Below are 23008 nucleotides of genomic sequence, written 5' to 3' on the forward strand. Positions count from 1 at the left end.
AGCCCTTTTTATCACACAACAAATAGCTACACTAACCCTTCGTTGCATCATTGATGATTTGCTTTTCTTTAAGCACTTCAACATTATTCTTATTACCAAAGTTTTGGGTTTTATCAGCAAAATAAGCTAAGATCTCTACAATAGTATCCAGGTTATCAGCAACACGCTGATGCATATCTGGTAAATCTTTATCAAGTTTTTTATCTCCCAATTCAATATTATCTACTTCAATCTTCCCGATTTTTTGAATAATTGCTTGCTGCGAATGTTGTAAGTCTTCTAATTCTCTTACAATCTTCTCCATTAATTCAAACTTTTTTAAAGTATCCATATGACTAAATTTTATATTCTTCTGTAATTATTTACAATTAAGAGTAACCAATTACCTTGCCATAGATTTCAAATCTGCCTGAAAAACAACATAACCACAAGATAAACAACCAGATACCTGACTTTAAACCAAAAACCAGGTATCTGGTTATTAATTATTTATGAAGTAACCTTGCTACATACTTACCAATAATATCAAATTCAAGATTCACCGTATCCCCAGTATTTACCTCTTGTAAATTGGTATGTTCAAAAGTATAAGGGATAATAAATACAGAAAATTCATCGTCGGCAGAATTAACCACAGTCAAACTAATTCCGTTAATACAAACAGACCCTTTTTCAACAGTTACATTCCCTTTGCTGCTATCATATTTAAAACGGTATTCCCAGCTCCCATCCAGCTCTGCTCTGAGTATACATACCGCAGTCTGGTCAACATGCCCCTGTACAATATGCCCGTCCAGGCGACCGTTCATCTGCATACAACGCTCCAGATTAACTTTCATACCCTGCCTGAGGTGTTGCAGATTACTTTTCTCCAGCGTCTCCTGAATAGCTGTAACAGTATGGGTCGTATCATCCAATGCTACCACAGTTAAACATACGCCATTATGGGATACACTCTGGTCAATTTTCAATTCATTACTTAGTGCAGATTCAATTGTAAAATGAAGGTTTGTTCCTTCTTCTCTGATCTCTTTTACTGTACCTAGTGTTTCAATAATTCCTGTAAACATAAATTCTAATATTTTGTCCGGTTTTTAAGCCAGTTACCCGATGTTTTTTCTGCCGTCTTTATTATAGCAGAACTTGTTTTTTTCTTCAGGCTTTTCAACGCAACTATCGCCGCAATCAGGGCCTCATCTTCGTCTGTATTTTCCTTGTTTTCGGGATTGAAGTATTTACCTACGAAATGGGTATCAAAATTTCCGGAAGTAAATGCCTCATGCTCCATCACAAATTTACCAAAGTTCAAAGTAGTTTGAATGCCCGTAATGTCATATTCTGAAATCGCCCTGTGCATTCTTGCAATAGCTTCTTTGCGGTCTGCACCAAAAGTAATCAGCTTGGCAATCATAGGATCATAATATACAGGAATTTCCATCCCCTGTTCAAAGCCATCATCTACCCTCACCCCATTTCCTTTTGGTGTACGGTAAGTTTTCAGTACACCAATATCAGGAAGGAAATTATGCTGAGGATCTTCTGCATAAACTCTGAGTTCTATTGCATGGCCATTAATTTTTAAATCTTCCTGACTATAACTTAACCTTTCGCCTCTGGCTATTTTAATCTGCTCTTTAACCAGATCAAGTCCTGTAATAAGCTCTGTAACTGGATGTTCTACTTGTAAACGAGTATTCATTTCCAGAAAAAAGAAATCAAGATTCTCATCCAGAATAAATTCTACTGTACCTGCTCCCGTATAATTTACAGATCTGGCTACATCAACTGCACATTTACCCATTTCCGCCCTGATTTCAGGACTAAGTACGCTGGAAGGTGCTTCTTCAATCACCTTTTGATGTCTTCTCTGAATGGAACATTCCCTTTCAAATAAATGGACAATATTCCCATAGTTATCCCCCAGAACCTGTATTTCTATATGTCTGGGAGAGGATACATAACGTTCTATAAATACGGCACCATCACCAAATGCTGATTTCGCTTCACTGACTGCCAATTGCATCTGTTCTTCAAAAGCAGTAATTTCCTCTACAATCCGCATTCCTTTTCCACCACCACCTGCAGCAGCTTTGATCAGAATCGGAAAACCTACTTCCTGTGCTCTTCGCTTTGCTTCTTCAATATCCGTAATCGCCTCTTCGGTTCCCGGAACCATGGGGATCTGATATTTCAACGCAGCAGCTTTTGCAGATAATTTGTTTCCCATAATGGCCATTGCCTCAGGTGTGGGACCAATTAAAATCAAACCTGCATCCTTCACCATTCTGGCAAACTCAGCATTCTCTGATAAAAATCCATAACCCGGATGTATCGCTTCTGCACCTGTCAGCAAACAAGCGTCGATTATTTTCTGACCAACTAAATAAGACTGACTTGCCGGGGCAGGCCCTATAAAAATGGCCTCATCTGCATAACGCACATGCAAGGCTTCTCTGTCAGCCTCTGAAAATACAGCGACTGTCAAAATCCCCATTTCCTTTGCAGAGCGCATAATACGCAAAGCAATCTCACCCCTGTTGGCAATTAAAATCTTCTTCATAGCAATCTGTTTAGGATTTCTTTACTGGTTTCAGTTCTTTAATCAGCTGGACAGCCTGTGCGATCTGATTCGCACCGGTATTCAAATGAGTCACAAATCTTAAAGTATCAGGACCGGTAGCACCGCATAAAATCCCATTCTTCTTTAAACTGTCCAATACACTTGCTGTTGTATACTGCTCAGCTATTTTAAAAATTACAATATTTGTTTCAACAGGCATCACATTGGCTACAAAATCAGCAGCAGTCAGGGCATCTGCCAATAACTGTGCATGCAAATGATCTTCAGCAAGCCTGGTTATGTGGTGGTCTAAAGCGTAAATACCTGCAGCAGCAAGAAAACCCGCCTGGCGCATGCCACCACCAAATGCTTTACGGATTTTATTTGCCTTATGGATAGTTTCTTTAGTACCTAACAGAACAGAGCCTACTGGCGCGCCCAGTCCTTTGGAAAGACAGATTGAAATACCATCAAAATACTGTCCATAATCTTTTGCAGCATCGCCGGTTTTAACCAATGCATTAAAGATCCTTGCCCCATCTAAATGGAGTTTCAGCCCTTTTCTTTTACATAACTCCGCAATAGGTGCAATCTGTTCTAGCGTATAACAGGCTCCTCCCCCTTTATTCACCGTATTTTCCAGTACGACTAAGCTCGAGTTCGGATAATGAATATTGTCTTCATTAATTTCCGGACCAATCATTTCAGGGCTTAAAATCCCTCTTGGACCATTTAATAACCTCACTGAGGCTCCGGAATGAAATGCAATTCCCCCGCCCTCATACCGGTAAACATGTGCCGTCTGATCGCAAATCACTTCATCCATAGGCTGAGTGAAACATTTAATTGCAATTTGATTGGTCATAGTTCCCGAAGGGCAGAAAAGGCCTGCTTCCATATTAAAAAGCCTTGATAGTTTACTTTCAAGTGCAGCTACGGTTTCATCTTCTCCATATACATCATCACCAACTTTTGCGTTCATCATCGCAGCGATCATTTCTGGTGTGGGTATGGTTACAGTATCACTTCTAAAATCTATTTTATTTTGCATAGAAAAAACAGGACAGCACACAATTTAGTTTTTTGCGCTTCTTTTAATCCTTAAAGGTGAAATTATCACAATTACAGCTCACATCAAAGTATTTTTATTCGTGTGTTCGTTAAATACCACATAAAATTCTTTAATTGCTCTTTATGAGTGTTTTAAAATTGAATGATTGGGTATTTTAAAAGAATATTATGACATTTGTCCTCCCTAATAAAATATTAAAATTTGGAATTTAAAATAACTAGTGTAATTTTATCTTAGTGTTAATTTAACAATATCTTAATTACGAAGGCTTAATACCTGAATATTTGCGGTTTACGAAGAAGCATCGAGCGGAAGATATTTGAATTGGGAAGGCTAATAGCCAGCAAATAGAAGGAATAATAATAAAATTGAAAAATAACTTACAAGGATAAACGCAGGAATCAGAAAAAAAAACTGAAAATGGAAAAAAACATGTTTGAAGTGTCAGGAATATTTACTTTTACCCCAAAAAAAACAAATTAAGATGATAGTTATTGCAGATGGTGGTTCAACCAAAACCAATTGGTGCTTAATTAATGAAGCTGGTAGAAAAATTCATTTTAATACCGAAGGTTACAATCCGTATTTTTCCCGTACAGATTATATCGTTGAATCTTTAAAAAAATCTTTACCAGATCATTTAGAGGCAGATAAGCTAACAGAAGTATATTATTATGGCGCAGGTTGTTCAACTGACGCGAATAAAAAAATTGTAGCAGATGCTATGGGACAGGTTTTCCCTAATGCAATCATCTTTATTGGACATGATTTACTGGCTTCTTGCAGAGCATTACTGGGTGATGAGCCGGGTTTTGCCGCAATCTTAGGCACAGGTACAAATTCATGTCTTTATGATGGAAGTGATATCTCTTTAAACATTGACTCTTTAGGCTATTTCTTAGGAGATGAAGGTAGCGGATGTTATATTGGTAAACGTATCCTGGGTGATTATATGAAAGGCTACATGCCTAAAGGTTTGAGAGAAAGTTTTTATGATAATTTCGCTTTGACGAATGAAGATATCTTCGATCATATTTACAACAAACCTCTTCCAAATCGTTTTTGTGCAGGATTCAGTAAATTCTTATACGATTTCAAAGACAACTACGAGGATTATGCATTCTCTACAGTTGAATATGCTTTTACAGCATTCTTTGAAAATCTGGTTATTCACTATCCGAACTATAAAGAGTATACCTTGAACTGTGTAGGTTCAGTAGGTTACAGCTTCAGAGATATCCTGAGTATTGTTGCAGACAGATACGAAATGGGCGTAGGAAAAATTATCCGTTCTCCTATAGATGACCTTGTTGATTACCATATGCAACCAGCAAGAAGTTTGAAATAGAAAAAAAACAAGCGCTATAAAAAATCCCGGTTACTCATAACCGGGATTTTTTTTATTAAAATATGACGGAAAGAGATTTAAAAGGAGATTTCTTTTCCAAATAACTTCCCATATTTTCTTTTATCAAAACGATATAAGGTCGCTGCCCGGAAGGAAACCCCTTTTTGCTTCTCATTCAGATCTTTCAAGACATTAAAGCTCAGCATCTTTTTCCTGAAATTCCTTTTATCCAATTTCTTACCCAAAATCACTTCATACACATTTTGTAACTGTGTTAAAGTAAATTTCTCAGGAAGTAATTCAAAAGCAATTGGCTGATGTTTGATTCTTCTTTTTATTTTTTCAAGTCCCTGATCAAAGATTTTCTGATGGTCAAATGCCAGCGGAGGCAAATCTTTGACGTTAATCCAGTGTGCTTGTTTTGCATAATTACTGATCGGTTTAAGGGCTTTATCACCTCCCAATCGCAACATTGCATAATAAGCCACGGATATAATCCGTCCCTGAGGGTGACGGCCAACATCACCAAAAGTATAGAACTGCTCCATGTAAACATTCTCTATTCCTGTGAGTTCGTGCAAGATACGGGCCGCGGACTGATCCAGACTTTCGTTCTCATTAACAAGATACCCCGGAAGGGCCCACCAATCTTTAAAAGGTTCCTCGTTCCTTTCAATCAGCAGAACTTTTAATTCTCCTTCATCAAATCCGAACAAAACACAATCAATTGAGAAGGTGGAATTAAGCTGTGGTAAGACTTCTTTCAAAACATTAAATTTTTAAAAACTAAAGCAAATTAATATACTTGTTTGCGATTTACATAAAATAAATCAAAATAAATTACTTAGTGTAATATCTACACGGTATATTCGTAATATAAACAGATGAAACCAAATATCAAAAATATCGCTGTATTGACATCTGGGGGTGACGCTCCCGGAATGAACGCATGCATCAGAGCAGTAGTACGTACCGGTATTTACAATGGTATAAATATGTTTGGAGTTTTGCAAGGTTATCAAGGATTAATAACTAACAATATTATTCCTATGGATGCCCGTTCAGTAAGCAATATTATCCATTTAGGCGGAACAGTACTTAAAACAGCACGTTGTTTAGAGTTTAAAACCGACGAAGGAATGGATCTTGCCTACGAGAACCTTAAACTACACCAAATAGATGCACTTGTTGTGATTGGCGGAGATGGTACTTTTACCGGAGCCCGTCGTTTTGCACAAAGACATCATATCAATGTAATTGCCATTCCTGGTACGATCGACAATGATTTATACGGTTCTGATTTTACTTTGGGCTACGATACTGCGATTAACACAGTTATTGAAGCTATAGATAAAATCAGGGATACTGCAGATTCGCATGACCGTTTATTTTTTGTAGAAGTAATGGGCCGGGATTCGGGTTGTATCGCTTTAAGAAGTGCTATTGCCTGTGGAGCTGAAGCTGTATTACTGCCTGAGAAAGCAACGAGTCTTGATGAACTGATTAAACAATTAGAAGTCGGAGCAGCAACAAAAAAATCTTCCAGCATTGTAATTGTGTCTGAAGGGCATAAACAGGGTGGTGCTTACGACATTGCGAAACATGTTAAAGAAAAGTTCAATCATTATGACACAAAGGTCACTATATTAGGACACTTGCAACGCGGCGGAAGCCCGAGCAGTTTTGACAGGATTTTAGGAAGCCGTTTAGGTTATGCCGCTGTAAATGAGTTGCTGAAAGGCAGTACACAACAGATGGTAGGCTTACGAGGTAACGATATCAGGTTAACCAGCTTAGATGAAGCGTTGACAGAGCATAGTTTTAAATTAGAAAGTGATCTTTTGGAAATGACTAAAGTTTTATCAATTTAACATGATAGCGGTAGTATATAGTGGCTCAAAAACTGCCCTGTGGAAAATAGCTAAAGACGGTAAAACCATTGCAGAATGTAGTATGCCTGGTATAAATCCGTTTTTTGTAGATCAAAAATCGTTGTTGCAGCAGTTGAATAAGAAATCTATTTTAATCAACAATGCAGAACAGATTAAGAAGATCCATGTTTTTGCTGCCGGAGCAACTTCTTTAGACCGCCGGAATGAACTAGTGGCTTCTTTAAGGATATTCTTTAAACATAGCAAAATCACTGTTCAGGATGATTTATATGGTGCTGCTATCGCTGCTTGTTTTAATAAAAGCGGAGTTGTCGGTATCCTGGGAAGCGGCGCTAACTGCGCTTATTTTGACGGCACAAAACCTGAACCTAATAACTTCGGCCTGGGTTTTATCCTCAGTGATGAGGGTTCTGCTACCTACCTTGGCAAAATGATCCTGAAATATTATCTTCAGGAGAAGCTGCCAGCAGACCTGATGAAGAAATTCAGTAAAAAATATGACCTGAACAGGTCAGAAATACTGGATAAAGTATACAAGAAAACTATGGCTCAGCAGTTTCTGAGCTCTTTCCTGGACTTCTTTATAGAAAACAGGGAACATGAATATATTCAGCAGCTACTAGATAACGGATTTCAGCGTTATATAGATAGTTACCTGTTACCGACCATTAAACTTCATCCTGGGGAGGAAGTACATTTTGTAGGGATAGTGGCAGGGAACTTTCAAGACCGTTTGCGCGCTGTGGCAAAGAAAAATGGTTTTGAAATTACTACGATTACCAAAGAACCAATATATAATTTACTTAATTACTATTCAAATTAATAATAATGACAAAGATTGGAATAAACGGTTTTGGCCGTATCGGCAGATTAGTTTTTAGAGCTGCGTTAAAAAGAGGTCTGGACATCGTTGCAATAAATGATCTTGTAGAGCCAGATTACATGGCCTATATGTTGAAGTATGATTCTACGCATGGTCGTTTTGATGGAACTATCGAAGTAGTTGACGGACATTTAGTCGTTAACGGAAAAACTATCCGTATCACAGCTGAGAGAGACCCAGCTAACTTAAAATGGAATGAAGTAGGTGTTGAAACTGTTATTGAGTCTACAGGGTTATTCTTAACTCAGGCTGATGCAGAAAAACACCTTACTGCAGGTGCAAAAAGAGTTGTTCTTTCTGCTCCGGCTAAAGATGATTCAATCCCTACTTACGTAATGGGTGTAAATCATGATAAATTAACAGCAGATCAAACTGTTGTTTCTAATGCTTCTTGTACTACGAACTGCCTTGCACCAATTGCTAAGGTGTTAAATGACAACTGGGGTATTGCTGAAGGCTTAATGAGTACTGTACATGCAGTTACTGCTACACAAAAAACTGTTGATGGTCCTTCTGCGAAAGACTGGAGAGGTGGACGTGGTGGTTTCTCTAACATTATTCCTTCTGCTACAGGTGCTGCTAAAGCAGTAACTAAAGTTATTCCTGAATTAAAAGGTAAATTGACTGGTATGGCTTTCCGTGTTCCGGTTGCTGATGTATCAGTAGTAGATTTAACTGTACGTTTAGAAAGACCAGCTACTTACCAACAGATTAAAGATGCGATGAAAGCAGCTTCTGAAGGTGAATTAAAAGGTGTGTTAGGTTACACTGAGGATGAAGTAGTTTCTTCTGACTTTATTGGTGATGACCACGCTTCTATCTTTGATGCAAATGCAGGTATTGCATTGAATGACAACTTCGTAAAAGTTGTTTCATGGTATGATAACGAATGGGGCTATTCTTCAGCATTAGCTAAATTCGTAGAGTACTACGGAAACTTAAAATAATATCTGTTTATACAGATTCATAGGTAGTTAGAACAGGGATTTTCCGCAAGGAAGATCCCTTTCTGGTTTTAAGCATTAAACTCGTCCAGTGAATAAGGCATTTCTATGCACAAGAATCCTTGTTCCAGCAATAATTGTTCTATTTCGATCGTACATTTTAACGGACTTACAACCCTCAGAATTTTATCTACATCTTCTAAATCGAATGTCCAGTTCTTTTCTCCCAGAAAGGCATTGAGTGCTGGCCTTAAACAATCCAGATCATCTTTGCCCTGGACTGATGTTTTAAATATAATTACATTCATCATTTATAGTTAAATTAGTTCAGGATTCAGACAGCACTTGCAAATATTTCTTTCTATTGCACGGCAGAAACCTCTAAGCTAAAGATGAGGTAACAAATCAATTATCTAAAGGGGTTTGAGGCCGAAACGCACAAAATTGGCGGTGAACGGTCAAAAATAACCGGTAAACCCATACCTATTTTCTGGCCAGCCAATCCAGAAACGGAGGAGTCTTTTCCTTACTGATTGTGATTGGTTCTTTGAAAGAAACCGAAAGATTAACGACCAGCTTACGGGAAAAAAAATGAGCCGCGTCCTTTACAGCTTTCCGGTTGACCAGATATTGACGGTTTACTCTGAAGAAATCATCACCAGACAGCTTTTCCAGCTCTTCAAGTTTCTTATTCAGCACGTAGCTCTGCTGATCAAATGTTAACAGCCGCGTTTCTTCATTCGCGATGTAAAACAAGGCAATATGTGCTGTTTTAATGGGGATAATTTTGTCTTTATAAGCGACCAGTATAGACGATGTTTTTTGTGGTATCTTGTTCACAAAAAGGTCAAAGAGCGCATCGTATGATACACGCTGATCAGAAAAGCCTCTGCGTAAAGCGTGGTATTTATTCAAAGCTTGTGCAATAGACGCTGCTGTAAATGGCTTTAAAATGTAATCAATACCATTTGTTTTAAAGGCGTTTAAAGCATATTCATCATAAGCAGTACAAAAAATTATAGGCGCAGTGACATTTACAGCTTTAAAAATATCAAAGCTCACCCCATCCCCTAACTGAATATCACTAAAAATCAGGTCCGGCGCTGGTGCATTTTGAAAATAAGCCACAGCTTCTTTAACGGATTTCAGAAAAGTGACCAGCTGCGCATCCGGCTGCAACTTCAAAATCACATCCGCAAGATCCTCAGCCGTTAATTTTTCATCCTCTATAATTATGATCTTCATTCTCTAAAATTTTTAAACGCACTGAAAAGAATTTGCCATCATCTTTGATATCAATCTCATCGCCAGAGAGCAGCTTATACCGCTCTGCAAGATTTGCCAAACCACTCCCAGTAGAGTATTCTGTTACAGCTCTTAACTTCACATTGTTAAGCACTGTAATATAATCACCTTCCTGCCTGATCTCAATAACCAGCGGATCTTCATCAGTAAGCTCATTGTGCTTAATCGCATTTTCCAATAGCGGCTGTAAAGAAAAGACAGGTAAGAATCTATCTGATTTTGTAAGTGCGAAGGAGAATTGCAAAGCTTCACCGAAACGGACTTTCTGCATCTCCAGATAATCTATTCCTAGTTTCACTTCTTCATTTAAGGTGGCCAGTCCGCGTTGATTTCCAGACACCGATACCCTTAAAAAGTCTGACAACCGCAGCAGGTAATCCTCTGCCCCTTCCGGGCTTTTTTTGATCAGGGACTTCAAAATATTGAGTGCATTAAACAAAAAATGTGGTTGAATCTGTTGCTGTAACAATTGATAAGCTGCCTCTGAGCTGGCCGCATTTAAACGGGAATTTTCTATCTGCGCTTTATTATTGGCATCCTGTATAATAATAAAATTTTGCAGTAGCAGTAATATACTATTGACAAATAGACCCTGCAGTAAAATATAAAGATAGATGATATCCCCTTTAACCCTGACCACAATCATTTTTGCCGAGATTCCTTGTTGAACCAGGTAATTTTGAAGATTATACACCGTCCACATCACCAGTGTACTAATCAGGAAACTTGAAATATAAAACCAGATCGAACAATTCTGTCCCGTTGTATCACTCTCTGTTCTGAAAATCAGGAGCAAACAAGTATTCACGATACTGATCAGCATCAGCAGAAAGAAAGATATAAATGACCGGTATAATGCGCCTTGAACAGCCTCCCCTTCCATAAAAGCAGAGCTAAAAGAGAACAGGCAAATCACCAGAGAAATGCAACAGCTTACTTTTAATAGATTTTTGGTGGGAAGCGTCGTTTTCATTGAGGCAAATATAGTCAGGATAAAAAAAAGGTTTCTCATTTATTTTATGCGAAAATGCAGCTTTAGTTCAACTTGATAAAGCATATTCCCTCCGAAGCGGACAACATCATACCCGAAATTGATAAAACGCTTTAATATGGGTATATTTGCGGTATATTAAAAAAGCCTAGTCGTTGAGAAGATCGGTCTGCATTTTATTACTCGTTATCATTGCCTCACAATCCTTTAATAAATTGTGGGTAACGCTATCTTTTAAGATGAATGAGCGTTATATTTCAACGGTGCTTTGTGAGAATAAAAACAGGCCTGAAATGCATTGTAACGGCAGGTGTATTTTAGCTAAAAAACTAAAACTGGCCGAAGACAACGAACAAAAGCAAAGGAATCAGAATCAGGAAAACACAAACGTCTTATTTTTCTGCAAACTGAACAAACTTAAATTTACAGGTTTTCCTGCAGCAGCACAAAAAGATAATTTCAACCGGTTTTATCTCCATTTCAAGCCCTCCTCTTTTCATAACGATATCTTCAGACCACCACAGGTGGCTTTCGCTTAATCTTATTGGTATACCCTGTCTGTCTCTGTATCACGTGAATTAATCCCGTTGTCCGGATACGGGTTGCTATGCGCTGCATTTCAAACAGCAAGAAAGCCGGCTTTCTTCCGGTTATAGGTCCGAATTTATACAATGCTATAGGCCAGCCCAGATGCTGATCCTAAAGCAAAACCATTAAAAACACATGAAAATCAAGGTTTTCCTCTTTATATTTTTACTTTTCACCACCCATAAACTCGCTGCCCAATCCCTTTCAGGATCATTACATGGCAATATCATTACTTTTGACAACGAGCCTATTCCGGGCGCAAACGTTGTCTTTCAAAACACTAAACTCAAAACTGTAACCGATGCGCAAGGGAATTTCAACTTTAAGAACGTTCCAGCGGGAACCTATGTCTTAATTGTTTCTAACGTGGGCTATACTGCGACCAGACAAAACCTGGTTATTGAACCCGGTAAAAAACTGAAGTTTAATTTCCAGCTTTCAAAAAGCAGGCAGGAGCTGAATGAAGTTGCAGTTAGCGGAGTTAAAAACCGCTATAAAACTACAAACTCCAACACCTCTACCAGGATGGATATTCCATTGTTAACGACCCCCCAATCTGTACAGATCGTTTCCAATCAGGTAATTAGAGACCGCCAGGCCTTTACCTTAAATGAAATTTCCAACTCATTTACCGGCATGAAAGCCAATAACGGAAGCGGCTCTTTTAGCATCCGTGGTTTTACAGCCTACTCCCCCACTGATGCAAGTTTCCTATTATACAATGGCATCCGTGGTAATTTATTCCTGTGGAGTCAGCAGCCCTTATTGTATAACATTGAAAGTGTAGAACTACTGCGTGGACCATCAGGTGCATTATTTAGTGAAGGTTCGCCAGGTGGTGTCGTCAATTTCGTGACTAAAAAACCTCAGGTTAACCAACGGTATGAATTTGATGTCGCTATAGGCAGCTGGGATTTCAAGAGACTATCGGCCGATTTTACAGGTTCCTTGTCTAAAAACAAGAAATTGCTTTACCGCGCAATCATCGGATACGATAAATCAAAAAGCTTCAGGGACTATCAGGATAAAGAAAACATCTTCATCGCACCTTCGCTTACCTATTTGTTCTCTGCCCGTACTGATTTGAATTTAGAAATTAATTATGCACATCAAAAAACGAATCAGCAATATGATAATGGAACTTATATCCGGACCAATCCTGACGGAACTTTTGATTTCAATTATTACCCGGATAACCTGACCATACAAAGTCCAACCGATTATGGAAAAACTGACAATGTATCCGCTACACTGACCTTTAACCATCAATTCAGCGATAAATTAAAACTGACAGCAGTACACCGCGCAGTGAACAGCAAACTGGATTATACAGATCACATACCAGTAGGTAAAATAAGAAATGATTCGATCAGCCGTGGTTATCAGGATTGGGAAACCAGTCGCTTCAGCCTGCAGACGACAGCTTATTTAGCTTATCAAACCAATACGGGATCGCTTAACCACCATATCATTACAGGAGTTGATTATAACCGCTATGGCTGGACTAAAAATGATTATCAATATAAGCCCGCTACCCGCATTTCTATCTTCAACCCTGATTACAGCCTCGATCCACCTGCCGGATCTGTTAAAGCACAGGAATCAGACGATAATAAAAGAATTACTAACCTTATCGGAGTATATGTTCAAGATCAGCTCAGCATTGGTGAAAAGATCAAAGCATTGTTATCCATCCGCTATGATTCTTATAACGCAAAAGAGACCCCGCTTTCAGCCAGAGATAACAAACAAGGGGATGAACTGCAGGCTTCAGGATTGATTCCCCGTGCTGGGTTAGTCTATTTACCTGTAGCCAACATTTCAGTTTATGCCAGCTTTTTAAAGTCATTCAATCCACAAACGTCTAATAATGTATTATCTGGTGGGCCTTTCCCTACCCGCAGGGCGACACAATATGAAATTGGATATAAAGGTGATTTCTTTAACAATACACTCGCAACCAGCGTGGCCCTTTACCAAATCAACTATGCTAATATTCTCGCCTCGGCACCTACAGAAGAGAATTCTCATCGTCAGGAAGCCTTAAAAGGAACAAGAAGCAATGGAATAGAGTTGTCAGCCACGGGTACGATTCAGAATTTCAATATTATAGCCGGATATGCTTATAACGACCATGTGATTTTAAGTACAAGTACATTTGGTAAAAAGGGTGATCGCTTTAGCAATGCCCCAAAGCATATTGCCAATTTATGGCTTAAATATAATGTGTCAAAAGGTTTGGTTAAAGGAACTGGGATAGCTGCCGGCGCAAGGTATGTCAGTGACCAGGTAGGTCAGATTACGAATCAGAATTTTATATTCCCTTCTTATACGGTTTTTGATGCCGCGCTGAATTACCGCAGAGGAAAATACAATATCCAGCTGAATGCTTACAATTTAACAGATAAACGTTATTTCACGGGCAGCAGATCAAGCACCGTTACAGGTGGCTTAGGTGATCCACTGAATTATAGATTAGGCATAAGTTACCTGATTCAATGAAAAAGCTGAATCTCACACGGGTTGTGGTGTTTTCGATACACAGCTGGCTGGGCCTGGTTACTGGCTTATTCCTTCTTTTACTGGGAATAAGCGGGTCTGGCCTGGTATTTTTAAAAGAAATAGATCAGACAGTTCATGCCAGGCTGTTAACAGTAAAACCTACAGGGAAACGTTTGCCGCTGGATAGTTTTTACCAGACAATTACCCGCAGCTATCCCCATATCAAAGGAATAGCCTGGCTTAATCCGGGTGCTGCTCCAGACAGAGCTTATGAATTCAGATTATATCAGAACGATGGTAAAATCAGTACTTATGACCTGGGAATGGTCAGCATGGATCCTTACTCTGGAAAAGTATTAAGAGCAGGAAACCTGAAGGATTTCAATACTGGCCTGCTGCATTGGCTGATCCAGTTTCACTGGAGTTTCCAACTGGGCTTACCTGGACTGCTAATGGCCGCAGTATTTGGGATTACGATGCTGATTTCTATTTTAACTGGTCTGATCGTTTACAGGAAGTATATCTGGAAGGTGCTGACTTTCAGGGTCGGAATTAAGTGGAAAAACAGGAGTACCATAACTTCAGGTTTACACCGTATAGTTGGCGTATGGGCGCTGGCCTTTAACCTGATCATTTTTTTTACTGGATTCTGGATGAATATGTTTGCGTTTGACCAGCGCTACTGGCAAAAACAAATGACTCCCTGCCCTGCTAATACTTTAACAAAGCAGTCTTTAGAAAGCTTGTTAAATCAGGCTTATCAAAAAATGCCGGAATTAATTCCACTAAGTGTTTATTTACCCACGCAACCTGGCAGCGATTTCAAAGTCAGTGGCACTTTAAAGGAACAAAATCCGCTTTTTCAAGGTGGAAATTCCATTTCCTTTGATGCAGTTACCGGTCAGCAGACGGCGCTGAAAACTATAGGTGAAAAAAGCTTATGGGAGAAAACAGAGCTTACCTTTTTTCCTTTACACACGGGTAACTTCGGCGGCATCATTGTTAAATTGTTGTATGTATTGATAGGATTATTGCCCAGCTTATTATCAATTACCGGTTTTATGCTATGGTGGAGAAAGCAGAATTTCAAGTATTTCTCTCGTAGACGAAAGTATCCCTGACTCTTCCTTTCATCTCAAAATGTTTTTTGATCAGCTTGATCCTGAAAAACCCGCAATGCTTTAATACAGCCTGAGAGGCCAGGTTTAAAACATCACAAGTTGCATCAATAGTCTTTACACCTAATTCGGAAGCTACAAATTGAATCAAAGCATTTGTAGCTTCTTTAGCATATCCGGTTCTCCAGTATAATGGATTAATAATATAGCCTAAGTTTCCTTTATGGGCCTCCATTAAATCAAATCTGAAACCACAGCCTCCAATCAACCTGTTTTCTTCTTTTAATATAATGGCCAGTTCAAAGCTCATTCTGGGTACAGCTTCTTTCAACTTCAAAGCTTCCTCAATAAATTTTGAGGTATCAGCCTCCGTATTAGGCCCCCAGTTTTCGTAAACCAGGATTTTTTCCTGGCTTGCGTATTCATGGACGGCCTTCCAGTCTGCTGCTACATATTCTCTGAGTATTAACCTTTCCGTCTCTATCCAGATCTCCATGTGTCAGACCGTTTTTAATATCATCGCGCCTAAAGGTGCAATATTGATCGAAATAGAATAATCTCTTCCATTCGCAGAAAATGCTTCTGGTACAAAAGCAGCCGTATTAAGTTTACCACTACCAAAATATTCAGTAGCATCACTGTTAAAGATTTCTTTCCAGGATGCTTTAAATGGCAAACCTATTTTGTAATTCTGCCTGTATACAGGCGTCATATTTAAAATTACAATCAGTGTATCCTTTGCTTTATGCCCTTTACGTGTGTATACATAAATAGAGTGGTCGCTATCATCTGCACTGATCCATTCAAACCCTTCAGAAGAAAAATTAAAATCATACAGTCCCGGCTCTGTCCGGTATAGCTTATTAAGTGCTTTCACATAAGTCTGCATCCCCAAATGAGACTTATAGCGCAGCAAATCCCAGTCCAGCGAATTTGTAAAGTTCCATTCTCCGTTCTGTGCAAATTCATTGCCCATAAAAAGAAGTTTAGTTCCAGGCTGGGTAAACATATAAGCATATAAAAGACGCAGGTTTGCATGCTTTCTCCACTCATCACCCGGCATTTTATAAATCATAGATGACTTACCATGAACCACCTCATCATGAGAAAATGGAAGCATAAACTTCTCAGAAAACGCGTAAGTAATGCTGAAAGTAAGCTGATGGTGATTATACTTTCTGTCTATCGGGTCAGTTTTGAAATACTTCAGCGTATCATTCATCCAGCCCATCATCCACTTCATTCCAAAACCCAGACCTCCTTCAGCTACCGGATGTGTTACGCCCGGATAGGTGCTGCTTTCTTCGGCAATCGTATGTACGCCTTTAAAATTCGTATAAATGGATTCATTCAGGTCTTTTAGAAACTGGATAGCACCCAGATTTTCTGATCCGCCAAATTCATTGGTTGCTGCATCCCCAGCTTTCCGGGAGAAATCAAAATATAACATAGAAGCAACTGCATCTACACGTAAGCCATCTGCATGAAACTGATCCAGCCAGTACATCGCATTGCTAATCAGAAAAGACCTGACCTCATTTCTGTCGTAGTTAAAAATATATGATTTCCAGTCCGGATGAAAGCCTTTACGCATATCAGCATGCTCATATAAATGGGTTCCGTCAAAATGGAACAACCCATGCGCATCTCCGGGGAAATGTGAAGGTACCCAGTCCAGAATTACCGCAATGTCATTTTTGTGAAACTGCTCAATCAAATACATCAGTTCCTGAGGAGTTCCGTGTCTGGAACTGGCCGCAAAATATCCGGTAATCTGATAGCCCCAGGATGGATAATAAGGATATTCCATAATCGGCATCAGCTCGACATGGGTAAAGCCCATTTCCAGCACATACGGAACTAAGCTTTTCGCTATCTCTTTATAAGTTAAAATACGATCAGGCTCTGAAGGATCACGTTGCCACGAACCCAGATGGACTTCATAAACAGACATTGGTTTGTCCAGTGCATTTAATACAGGACGTTTTTTAAGCCATGTTTTATCTTTCCATGCGTACTCAGTATCCCAAACTACTGAAGCCGTCTGCGGCGGATGCTCCCAACGCGTGGCAAAAGGATCTCCCTTTTCGTAATCTTTACCGTCAAATCCTTTAATAAAATATTTATAGACTGTCCCTTTTCCTAATGCGGGAATAAAGCCTTCCCAGATCCCTGATTCATCCAGTCGTTTATATAAACGGTGCGAATTTGCCTGCCACTGGTTAAAATCTCCAGTTACATATACATCATGTGCATTAGGCGCCCATACTGAAAAATAAGTTCCTTCGGTATTCTTTACATTTAAAAGATGCGCTCCCATTTTTTCATACAAACGAAAGTGTTTACCTGAAATAAACAGAGCGACGTCAAAGTCTGTCAATAAACTAAAAATCCAGACCGGTGCAGCTGCAGATACGGCAATATTTTCTTTAACAGGTTTACCCTGATTCGCTTTAGCCATTATTTTAAGGGATTATATTTCGAATCTGTTTCAACTTAAACAGACTCATGGTTCAAAATGCTTCCTTCTGGAAAATGCCCGCTCTTATTCCTTGACAAACGGGCTTGAGCAAGCTATACAAGCCTGCTCAAGCCCGTTTCCTAATCTCCCTGATCTCCTTGAATTTGTATCACAGAGAAGTTTTTATTGCTCTTAAAACGTAAGCAGTTTCTATCGTCAGTAAAATAGTCTTTAATTTCCAATCCGTCTACAATGACTTTCTTAACTCCAAAAGGAATGCCAATTAAGTTATAATTATAAGTTTCATAGTTCGGCGTATACAAACCTTCCAGTTTCTGCTGGATCAGCAGGCGGCGGTCGTTTCCTTTAACCGTGAACTTTTTCTCCGAATAAATATCCTGCTCATACGCAAAAGTGTCCCCATGATCTTCAAAGAAGAATGAATTCACTTCATAGTTCGCATAGAAGATATTCAACAACACCTCGTCCACATGTTTTTCTCCCACGTACTGCATCACGGGATACTCTGGAATAACAGCTCCCGCTTTGATGAAAATAGGCATGCTTTCTAATGGTGCATCTACTAAATGTTCTTTTTCTCCGGCAAGTAATTCATGCGTCCAGATATTGTACCATTGTCCTTTTGGCAAATACACCGTCCTTGAAACGGCCCCTTGCTCTAAAATCGGGCAAACCAGGATTTTATCCCCATAGGCAAATTCATCTTGCCTGAAATGATTGCTCACATTTTCCTGCTCCAACATGACCAGAGGTCTCAGGATTGGGAAACCATAACGATGATGCTCCCAGAATACAGAGTAAAAATATGGCATTAAACGGTATCTCAATTCAATAAACTTACGGTTGATTGCTGTATAAGGCTCTCCAAAACTCCATGGTTCTCTTTCAGCCGTATCACCAGCAGAGTGTGCCCGCATAAATGGAGAAAATGTACCTAACTGAATCCATCTGGTAAATAATTCTCCATCCGGCTCTCCACTAAATCCTCCGATATCAGTTCCGCAAAAAGGAACTCCTGAAACGGACATCCGCTGGCATTGTATATTTCCTATTTTTAAATGTTCCCAGCTCGCTACATTATCACCTGTCCAGACGCAACCATAACGCTGCATCCCAGCATATCCCGCACGGGTAATTGTAAAAGGACGTTTATTACGCATCAGCTTCTTTAAGCCGTCATAAGTTGAACGTACCATTTGCATCCCGTAAACATTATGTGCCTTACGGTGTGAACCTCTATGCCCATCGTAATTATGACGTACATCGTTTGGAAAAGTTCCTGCACCGAATACCGCCGGCTCATTCATATCATTCCATACTCCAGCAACGCCCATATCTACGAGCTCTTTATATAATCCACCCCACCATTCTCTTACCGTCGGATTCGTGAAATCAGGGAACTGGCATCTGCCCGGCCAAACATGACCTTCCATAAAATAGTCATCACTTCTTCTGCAGAAATAGTTATTTTCTTTTCCTTCTTTAAAAACCCAGTAGTTATCATCTACTTTAATCCCAGGATCAATCATCACAACGGTTTTAAATCCATCGTCAGCTAGTTCCTTGATCATTTTCCTTGGATCAGGAAAATGCTTTTTATTCCAGGTAAAACAGCGGTAGCCATCCATATAGTCAATGTCGAAATAAATCGCATCACAAGGGATATCTCTGGAACGGAATCCATCTGCAATTTCTTTTACCTTCGTCTCCGGATAATAACTCCAGCGGCACTGATGATAACCTAAAGCCCATTTAGGGGGCATAGGATGTGTTCCTGTCAAAGTTTGATAACGTTTCACCACATCCATCATGTGTGGCCCGTGGATATAATAGTATTGTAATTCGCCACCATCCGACCAGAAACTGGTCTTATCATTGTCTTCTTTACCAAAGTCAAAATAAGAGCGGAAAGTATTGTCAAAGAAAATACCGTAAGCAGATTTTTGATGTACACCAGTATAAAACGGGATTGTTCTGTACAAAGGATCCTGATCCCATCCAAAAGAATAAGCATCCGTGTTCCAGTTTTGAAAATGCCGGCCCCGCAGGTTCATATTTCCCGATTTATCACCAAGGCCAAAAAAGTTCTCTTCCGGAAAACATTTTTTAGTCGCAAAAACATAATAACCACCAAAGTCTGCATTTTCTTCCCAGTGCATCGGAGAGGCGTCTTCACTCATCACCAACTGGGACAGATTCTCCGTAAATGAAATATGAAAATCCTCTTTCCTGATTTTACAAGTCACCGTATTGGTTGCAATTGCATAATAATCTTCTTCTTCATCGAACCTGAAAGTACTTACTTTCTGATCCACAACCGGAACAGCATACGAGAAGTCTTCCAGAAAAACACTGTGAGGTGCGAGCCTGACCCGTATAATTTCATTACTTACTACTCTTACCTCTACGCTGGCTTCTCCGTCTGAAAAGAAAAATTTATTCCCATCCTGACGAACTTCCTGAACTCTGGTCAGATATTTCTTAACTATCGGTTTTAAAGCTAATACAGGATTATTTAAATGTTGAATAGTGGATTCAACTATTTCCTTGATATTTTCGTTGTCCGTTATTTCATTTCCTTGCTCTTCGAATTCTTCCATAAAAAGGTTTTCGTAATCTGTTTGTGTGTATAAACTGTCTGATTGACCTAGCTAAAGTGTTAATTATTATGCCAAAACACAAGATTTTTCAGATATAATTCTAACAGAAATTTCACACGTCCAGATCAAAATAGCGTTTGCTGAATCTATTTAGCATTTTGTTGAACAAACCAGCGACCATCTTCAGCCGAAAATCACAAAGATGATTAAGATTAGCAATCAATCCAGTTTTATATTAAATTGCCATAGGATACCAAATTCTCTAACCGGTAATTCAATCAAATATGAAGAACAAATTTAAAGCATTCATTTGCGTCATTATACCTATACTGCTAGCCTTTGTGTTAAACACAAAATTTGGTCCCCTGCCCCCACTTTTAAAATTCCTTAATCCCTTTACTGGTTTCTGGCAGAATGCAGAGAAAATGACTGTTGCGAAAAATAGTGCAATTCGTCTTAAAGGGACCAAAGAGGCTGTGGAGGTCGTATTTGATGACCGTATGATCCCTCATATTTTTGCTAAAAATGACCATGATGTTTATTATACGCAGGGATATATCACGGCAATGAACCGTTTATGGCAAATGGATTTTCAGACACGCTTTGCAGCCGGCAGGCTCTCTGAAGTAGTAGGTGCTAAAGCAATTGAAGTTGATAGATATCAACGCCGGATGGGTATGGTTTACGGAGCCGAAAATTCTTTAAAAGGAATGATGGAAAACCCTAAATCAAAAGCTATGATTGATGCTTATACCGCTGGAATCAATGACTATATCCACTCCCTTTCCACTGCACAACTTCCTTTAGAGTATAAGATCCTGGATTTTACACCCGAAGACTGGACACCACTTAAATGCGCGTTGCTGCTGAAACAAATGTCTGCAGTGCTGGCTATGGGCTCAGATGAATTTTACATGACCAACATTATGAAAAAATATGGCCCTGAAGTAACTGCTGATTTATTTCCTGATTATCCTTTCCGTGAAGATCCGATTATTCCAGCAGGCACAAAATGGGATTTTAAACCACTGCAAGTTCCGCAAACTCCTGGCGGTTACAATGAAGCGACCACAGGTAAAGTAAAAACCAAGGTACTGGAAGATGGAATTGGCAGCAATAACTGGGCACTTTCTGGTGCAAAAACAGCCTCAGGATATCCTATTCTTGCCAATGATCCACACCTGAATTTAACATTACCCTCCATCTGGTACCAGATCCAGTTAAACGCACCTGGGCTTAATGCCTATGGAGTATCCCTTCCAGGCGCTCCGGGTATCACCATCGGTTTCAATAAAGATATTGCATGGGGCGTAACCAATGTTGCCGCAGACGTACTGGACTTCTATCAGATCAAATTCAAAGATGAAACGCACAAACAGTACAAATATAATAACGCGTGGAAGAACACTACAGTAAGATTGGAAACGATAAAAATCAGAGGTGCTAAAAACGAAATAGATACCGTTTTCTATACCCACCATGGCCCGGTTGTTTATTTTCAGAAACCTGAAAAGTTCAGTATGGCTAACAATGTGCCTACAGGTAATGCACTACGCTGGATCGCTCATGATAAATCAAATGAGCTGATGACTTTCTATTTACTGAACAGAGGTAAAAACTACAATGACTACCGGAAAGCACTCACTTATTATACCGCGCCTGCCCAAAACTTCATTTTTGCTTCTTCTGCGAATGATATTGCCATTACAGCAAATGGAAAATTCCCTTTGAAATGGAAAGATCAGGGCAAGTTTATCCTCGATGGATCTGATCCTGAGAATGACTGGCAGGGATGGATACCTTATGCACACAATCCGACCGTTAAAAATCCGGAAAGAAACTTTGTAAGCTCAGCAAACCAGTCCTCTACTGATCCATCCTATCCTTATTACATCAATTGGGAATTTGGCTCCTACGAACGCGGCAAGAGAATTAATGACAGGCTAAAAGCAATGACAAAAGCAACTGCCGATAGTATCCGGATTATGCAAAGCGACAGTTACAGTATTCTGGCGCAGGATCTGCTGCCAACACTGCTTTCAAAAATTGACCCTTCAAAACTCAATGCAACACAAAAAGAAGCATTGGAGATCACTGCTAAATGGGACAAATTCTTTACCGCAAAAGCAATTGGAGGAAGTATTTTCGACCTGTGGACTAAACGTTTATTTATTGATATCTGGGATGATGAATTTACGATTGCCTCGGTACCCATGCGTTACCCCTCCAAAGACCGGACTGTAGAATTGATTTTGAAAGACCCCGGTTCAAAATGGTTCGACAACGTAAATACCCCACAAAAGGAAACCCTGAATGACCTGGTTAATGAAGCTTTCAAATATACCTGCGATAGTCTGGAAAGAAAATACGGGCCGATTGGTAAAAGATGGCAATGGGCAAATGTGAAACAGACCCATGTACCTCATTTAGCCAACATACCGGGAATGGGCTCGGAAACACTCATGATCGGAGGAGCAAAAAGTACAATTAATGCTTTGAGTGAAAAAAATGGTCCTTCGTGGAGGATGATCGTTGAGCTTGGAAAAATTCCCAAAGGTCACGGCGTATATCCAGGTGGACAATCTGGTAATCCGGGTAGTTTTTTCTATGATGACATGCTCAATACCTGGGCAGATGGTAAATTATATGACCTCTATCTGATGCAATCAGCTGAAGATACTCAGGGCAAAGTTCTTTCTCGTTTAAAAATTTCTAAAAAATAG

19 protein-coding genes are annotated in these 23008 nt (G+C 39.4%); 8 read left to right on the plus strand and 11 right to left on the minus strand.

Annotated features, from left to right (window positions below; translation table 11 throughout):
- Positions 1 to 31: 31 nt before the first annotated feature.
- From ABIB30_RS16005 to ABIB30_RS16020, 4 genes are all read right to left on the minus strand, one after another.
- On the minus strand, positions 32 to 331 hold the full coding sequence (locus tag ABIB30_RS16005; protein WP_111633672.1) for a hypothetical protein: 300 nt from the start codon (positions 329 to 331) through the stop codon (positions 32 to 34).
- Positions 332 to 485: 154 nt separating this feature from the next.
- Positions 486 to 1070, minus strand: coding sequence for a riboflavin synthase (locus ABIB30_RS16010; protein WP_354303676.1), 585 nt, complete (start codon positions 1068 to 1070; stop codon positions 486 to 488).
- A gap of 5 nt (positions 1071 to 1075) precedes the next feature.
- Positions 1076 to 2560 carry an acetyl-CoA carboxylase biotin carboxylase subunit gene (accC, locus tag ABIB30_RS16015; protein WP_354303678.1) on the minus strand — a complete coding sequence of 495 codons (1485 nt, stop codon included), beginning with the start codon at positions 2558 to 2560 and terminating at the stop codon, positions 1076 to 1078.
- Between the two features lie 10 nt (positions 2561 to 2570).
- Positions 2571 to 3611: a threonine aldolase family protein gene (locus tag ABIB30_RS16020; protein ID WP_354303680.1), complete on the minus strand. Its 1041-nt coding sequence runs from the start codon at positions 3609 to 3611 to the stop codon at positions 2571 to 2573.
- A 505-nt stretch (positions 3612 to 4116) separates the two neighbouring features.
- On the opposite strand from ABIB30_RS16020, the gene ABIB30_RS16025 reads away from it, so the two are divergent.
- Positions 4117 to 4980, plus strand: coding sequence for an N-acetylglucosamine kinase (locus tag ABIB30_RS16025; protein ID WP_068395067.1), 864 nt, complete (start codon positions 4117 to 4119; stop codon positions 4978 to 4980).
- 77 nt (positions 4981 to 5057) lie between these two features.
- Here ABIB30_RS16025 and ABIB30_RS16030 read toward each other — a convergent pair whose 3' ends face one another.
- Positions 5058 to 5747 carry an NUDIX hydrolase gene (locus tag ABIB30_RS16030; RefSeq protein ID WP_068395066.1) on the minus strand — a complete coding sequence of 230 codons (690 nt, stop codon included), beginning with the start codon at positions 5745 to 5747 and terminating at the stop codon, positions 5058 to 5060.
- A gap of 117 nt (positions 5748 to 5864) precedes the next feature.
- Here ABIB30_RS16030 and pfkA point away from each other — a divergent pair, with 117 nt between their 5' ends.
- The 3 genes from pfkA to gap are packed head-to-tail and all read left to right on the plus strand — an operon-like array spanning position 5865 to position 8702.
- Positions 5865 to 6851, plus strand: coding sequence for a 6-phosphofructokinase (pfkA, locus tag ABIB30_RS16035; protein ID WP_354303683.1), 987 nt, complete (start codon positions 5865 to 5867; stop codon positions 6849 to 6851).
- Position 6852: 1 nt separating this feature from the next.
- A complete protein-coding gene (locus ABIB30_RS16040; protein WP_354303685.1) occupies positions 6853 to 7695 on the plus strand; it encodes a hypothetical protein in 843 nt (280 codons plus the stop codon).
- Positions 7696 to 7700: 5 nt separating this feature from the next.
- Positions 7701 to 8702 (plus strand): type I glyceraldehyde-3-phosphate dehydrogenase, encoded by a 1002-nt coding sequence (gene gap, locus ABIB30_RS16045; protein ID WP_068395060.1) that lies wholly within the window; start codon positions 7701 to 7703, stop codon positions 8700 to 8702.
- A 68-nt stretch (positions 8703 to 8770) separates the two neighbouring features.
- Here gap and ABIB30_RS16050 read toward each other — a convergent pair whose 3' ends face one another.
- From ABIB30_RS16050 to ABIB30_RS16060, 3 genes are all read right to left on the minus strand, one after another.
- Complete coding sequence (locus tag ABIB30_RS16050; protein ID WP_354303688.1) at positions 8771 to 9010, minus strand: hypothetical protein; 240 nt, start codon at positions 9008 to 9010, stop codon at positions 8771 to 8773.
- A 172-nt stretch (positions 9011 to 9182) separates the two neighbouring features.
- Entirely contained in the window at positions 9183 to 9944 is a 762-nt protein-coding gene (locus ABIB30_RS16055; RefSeq protein ID WP_354303690.1) for a LytR/AlgR family response regulator transcription factor, read from the minus strand.
- Positions 9919 to 11016, minus strand: a complete 1098-nt coding sequence (locus ABIB30_RS16060; protein ID WP_354303692.1) for a sensor histidine kinase — start codon at positions 11014 to 11016, stop codon at positions 9919 to 9921. Before ABIB30_RS16060 ends, ABIB30_RS16055 begins: the two co-directional genes overlap by 26 nt.
- A gap of 134 nt (positions 11017 to 11150) precedes the next feature.
- Between ABIB30_RS16060 and ABIB30_RS16065 the strand changes: the two genes are divergently transcribed.
- The 3 genes from ABIB30_RS16065 (at position 11151) to ABIB30_RS16075 (ending at position 15206) form a co-directional block, all read left to right on the plus strand.
- Positions 11151 to 11534, plus strand: coding sequence for a hypothetical protein (locus ABIB30_RS16065; protein ID WP_354303693.1), 384 nt, complete (start codon positions 11151 to 11153; stop codon positions 11532 to 11534).
- A 184-nt stretch (positions 11535 to 11718) separates the two neighbouring features.
- The gene (locus tag ABIB30_RS16070) at positions 11719 to 14085 is read left to right on the plus strand and encodes a TonB-dependent siderophore receptor (protein WP_354303695.1); all 2367 of its coding nucleotides are present in this window, start codon (positions 11719 to 11721) and stop codon (positions 14083 to 14085) included.
- Entirely contained in the window at positions 14082 to 15206 is a 1125-nt protein-coding gene (locus ABIB30_RS16075) for a PepSY-associated TM helix domain-containing protein (protein ID WP_354303697.1), read from the plus strand. Before ABIB30_RS16070 ends, ABIB30_RS16075 begins: the two co-directional genes overlap by 4 nt.
- Here the strand turns inward: ABIB30_RS16075 and ABIB30_RS16080 are convergent.
- From ABIB30_RS16080 to ABIB30_RS16090, 3 genes are all read right to left on the minus strand, one after another.
- A complete protein-coding gene (locus tag ABIB30_RS16080; protein WP_354303699.1) occupies positions 15172 to 15699 on the minus strand; it encodes a GNAT family N-acetyltransferase in 528 nt (175 codons plus the stop codon). The genes ABIB30_RS16075 and ABIB30_RS16080 overlap by 35 nt on opposite strands.
- A 3-nt stretch (positions 15700 to 15702) precedes the next feature.
- Complete coding sequence (gene glgB / locus ABIB30_RS16085) at positions 15703 to 17664, minus strand: 1,4-alpha-glucan branching protein GlgB (RefSeq protein ID WP_354303701.1); 1962 nt, start codon at positions 17662 to 17664, stop codon at positions 15703 to 15705.
- Positions 17665 to 17804: 140 nt separating this feature from the next.
- Positions 17805 to 20285, minus strand: a complete 2481-nt coding sequence (locus ABIB30_RS16090) for a glycoside hydrolase family 31 protein (protein ID WP_354303703.1) — start codon at positions 20283 to 20285, stop codon at positions 17805 to 17807.
- Between the two features lie 284 nt (positions 20286 to 20569).
- Here ABIB30_RS16090 and ABIB30_RS16095 point away from each other — a divergent pair, with 284 nt between their 5' ends.
- A complete protein-coding gene (locus ABIB30_RS16095) occupies positions 20570 to 23008 on the plus strand; it encodes a penicillin acylase family protein (RefSeq protein ID WP_354303704.1) in 2439 nt (812 codons plus the stop codon).

The organism is Pedobacter sp. UYP1 (assembly GCF_040547305.1).
Classification (GTDB): domain Bacteria; phylum Bacteroidota; class Bacteroidia; order Sphingobacteriales; family Sphingobacteriaceae; genus Pedobacter.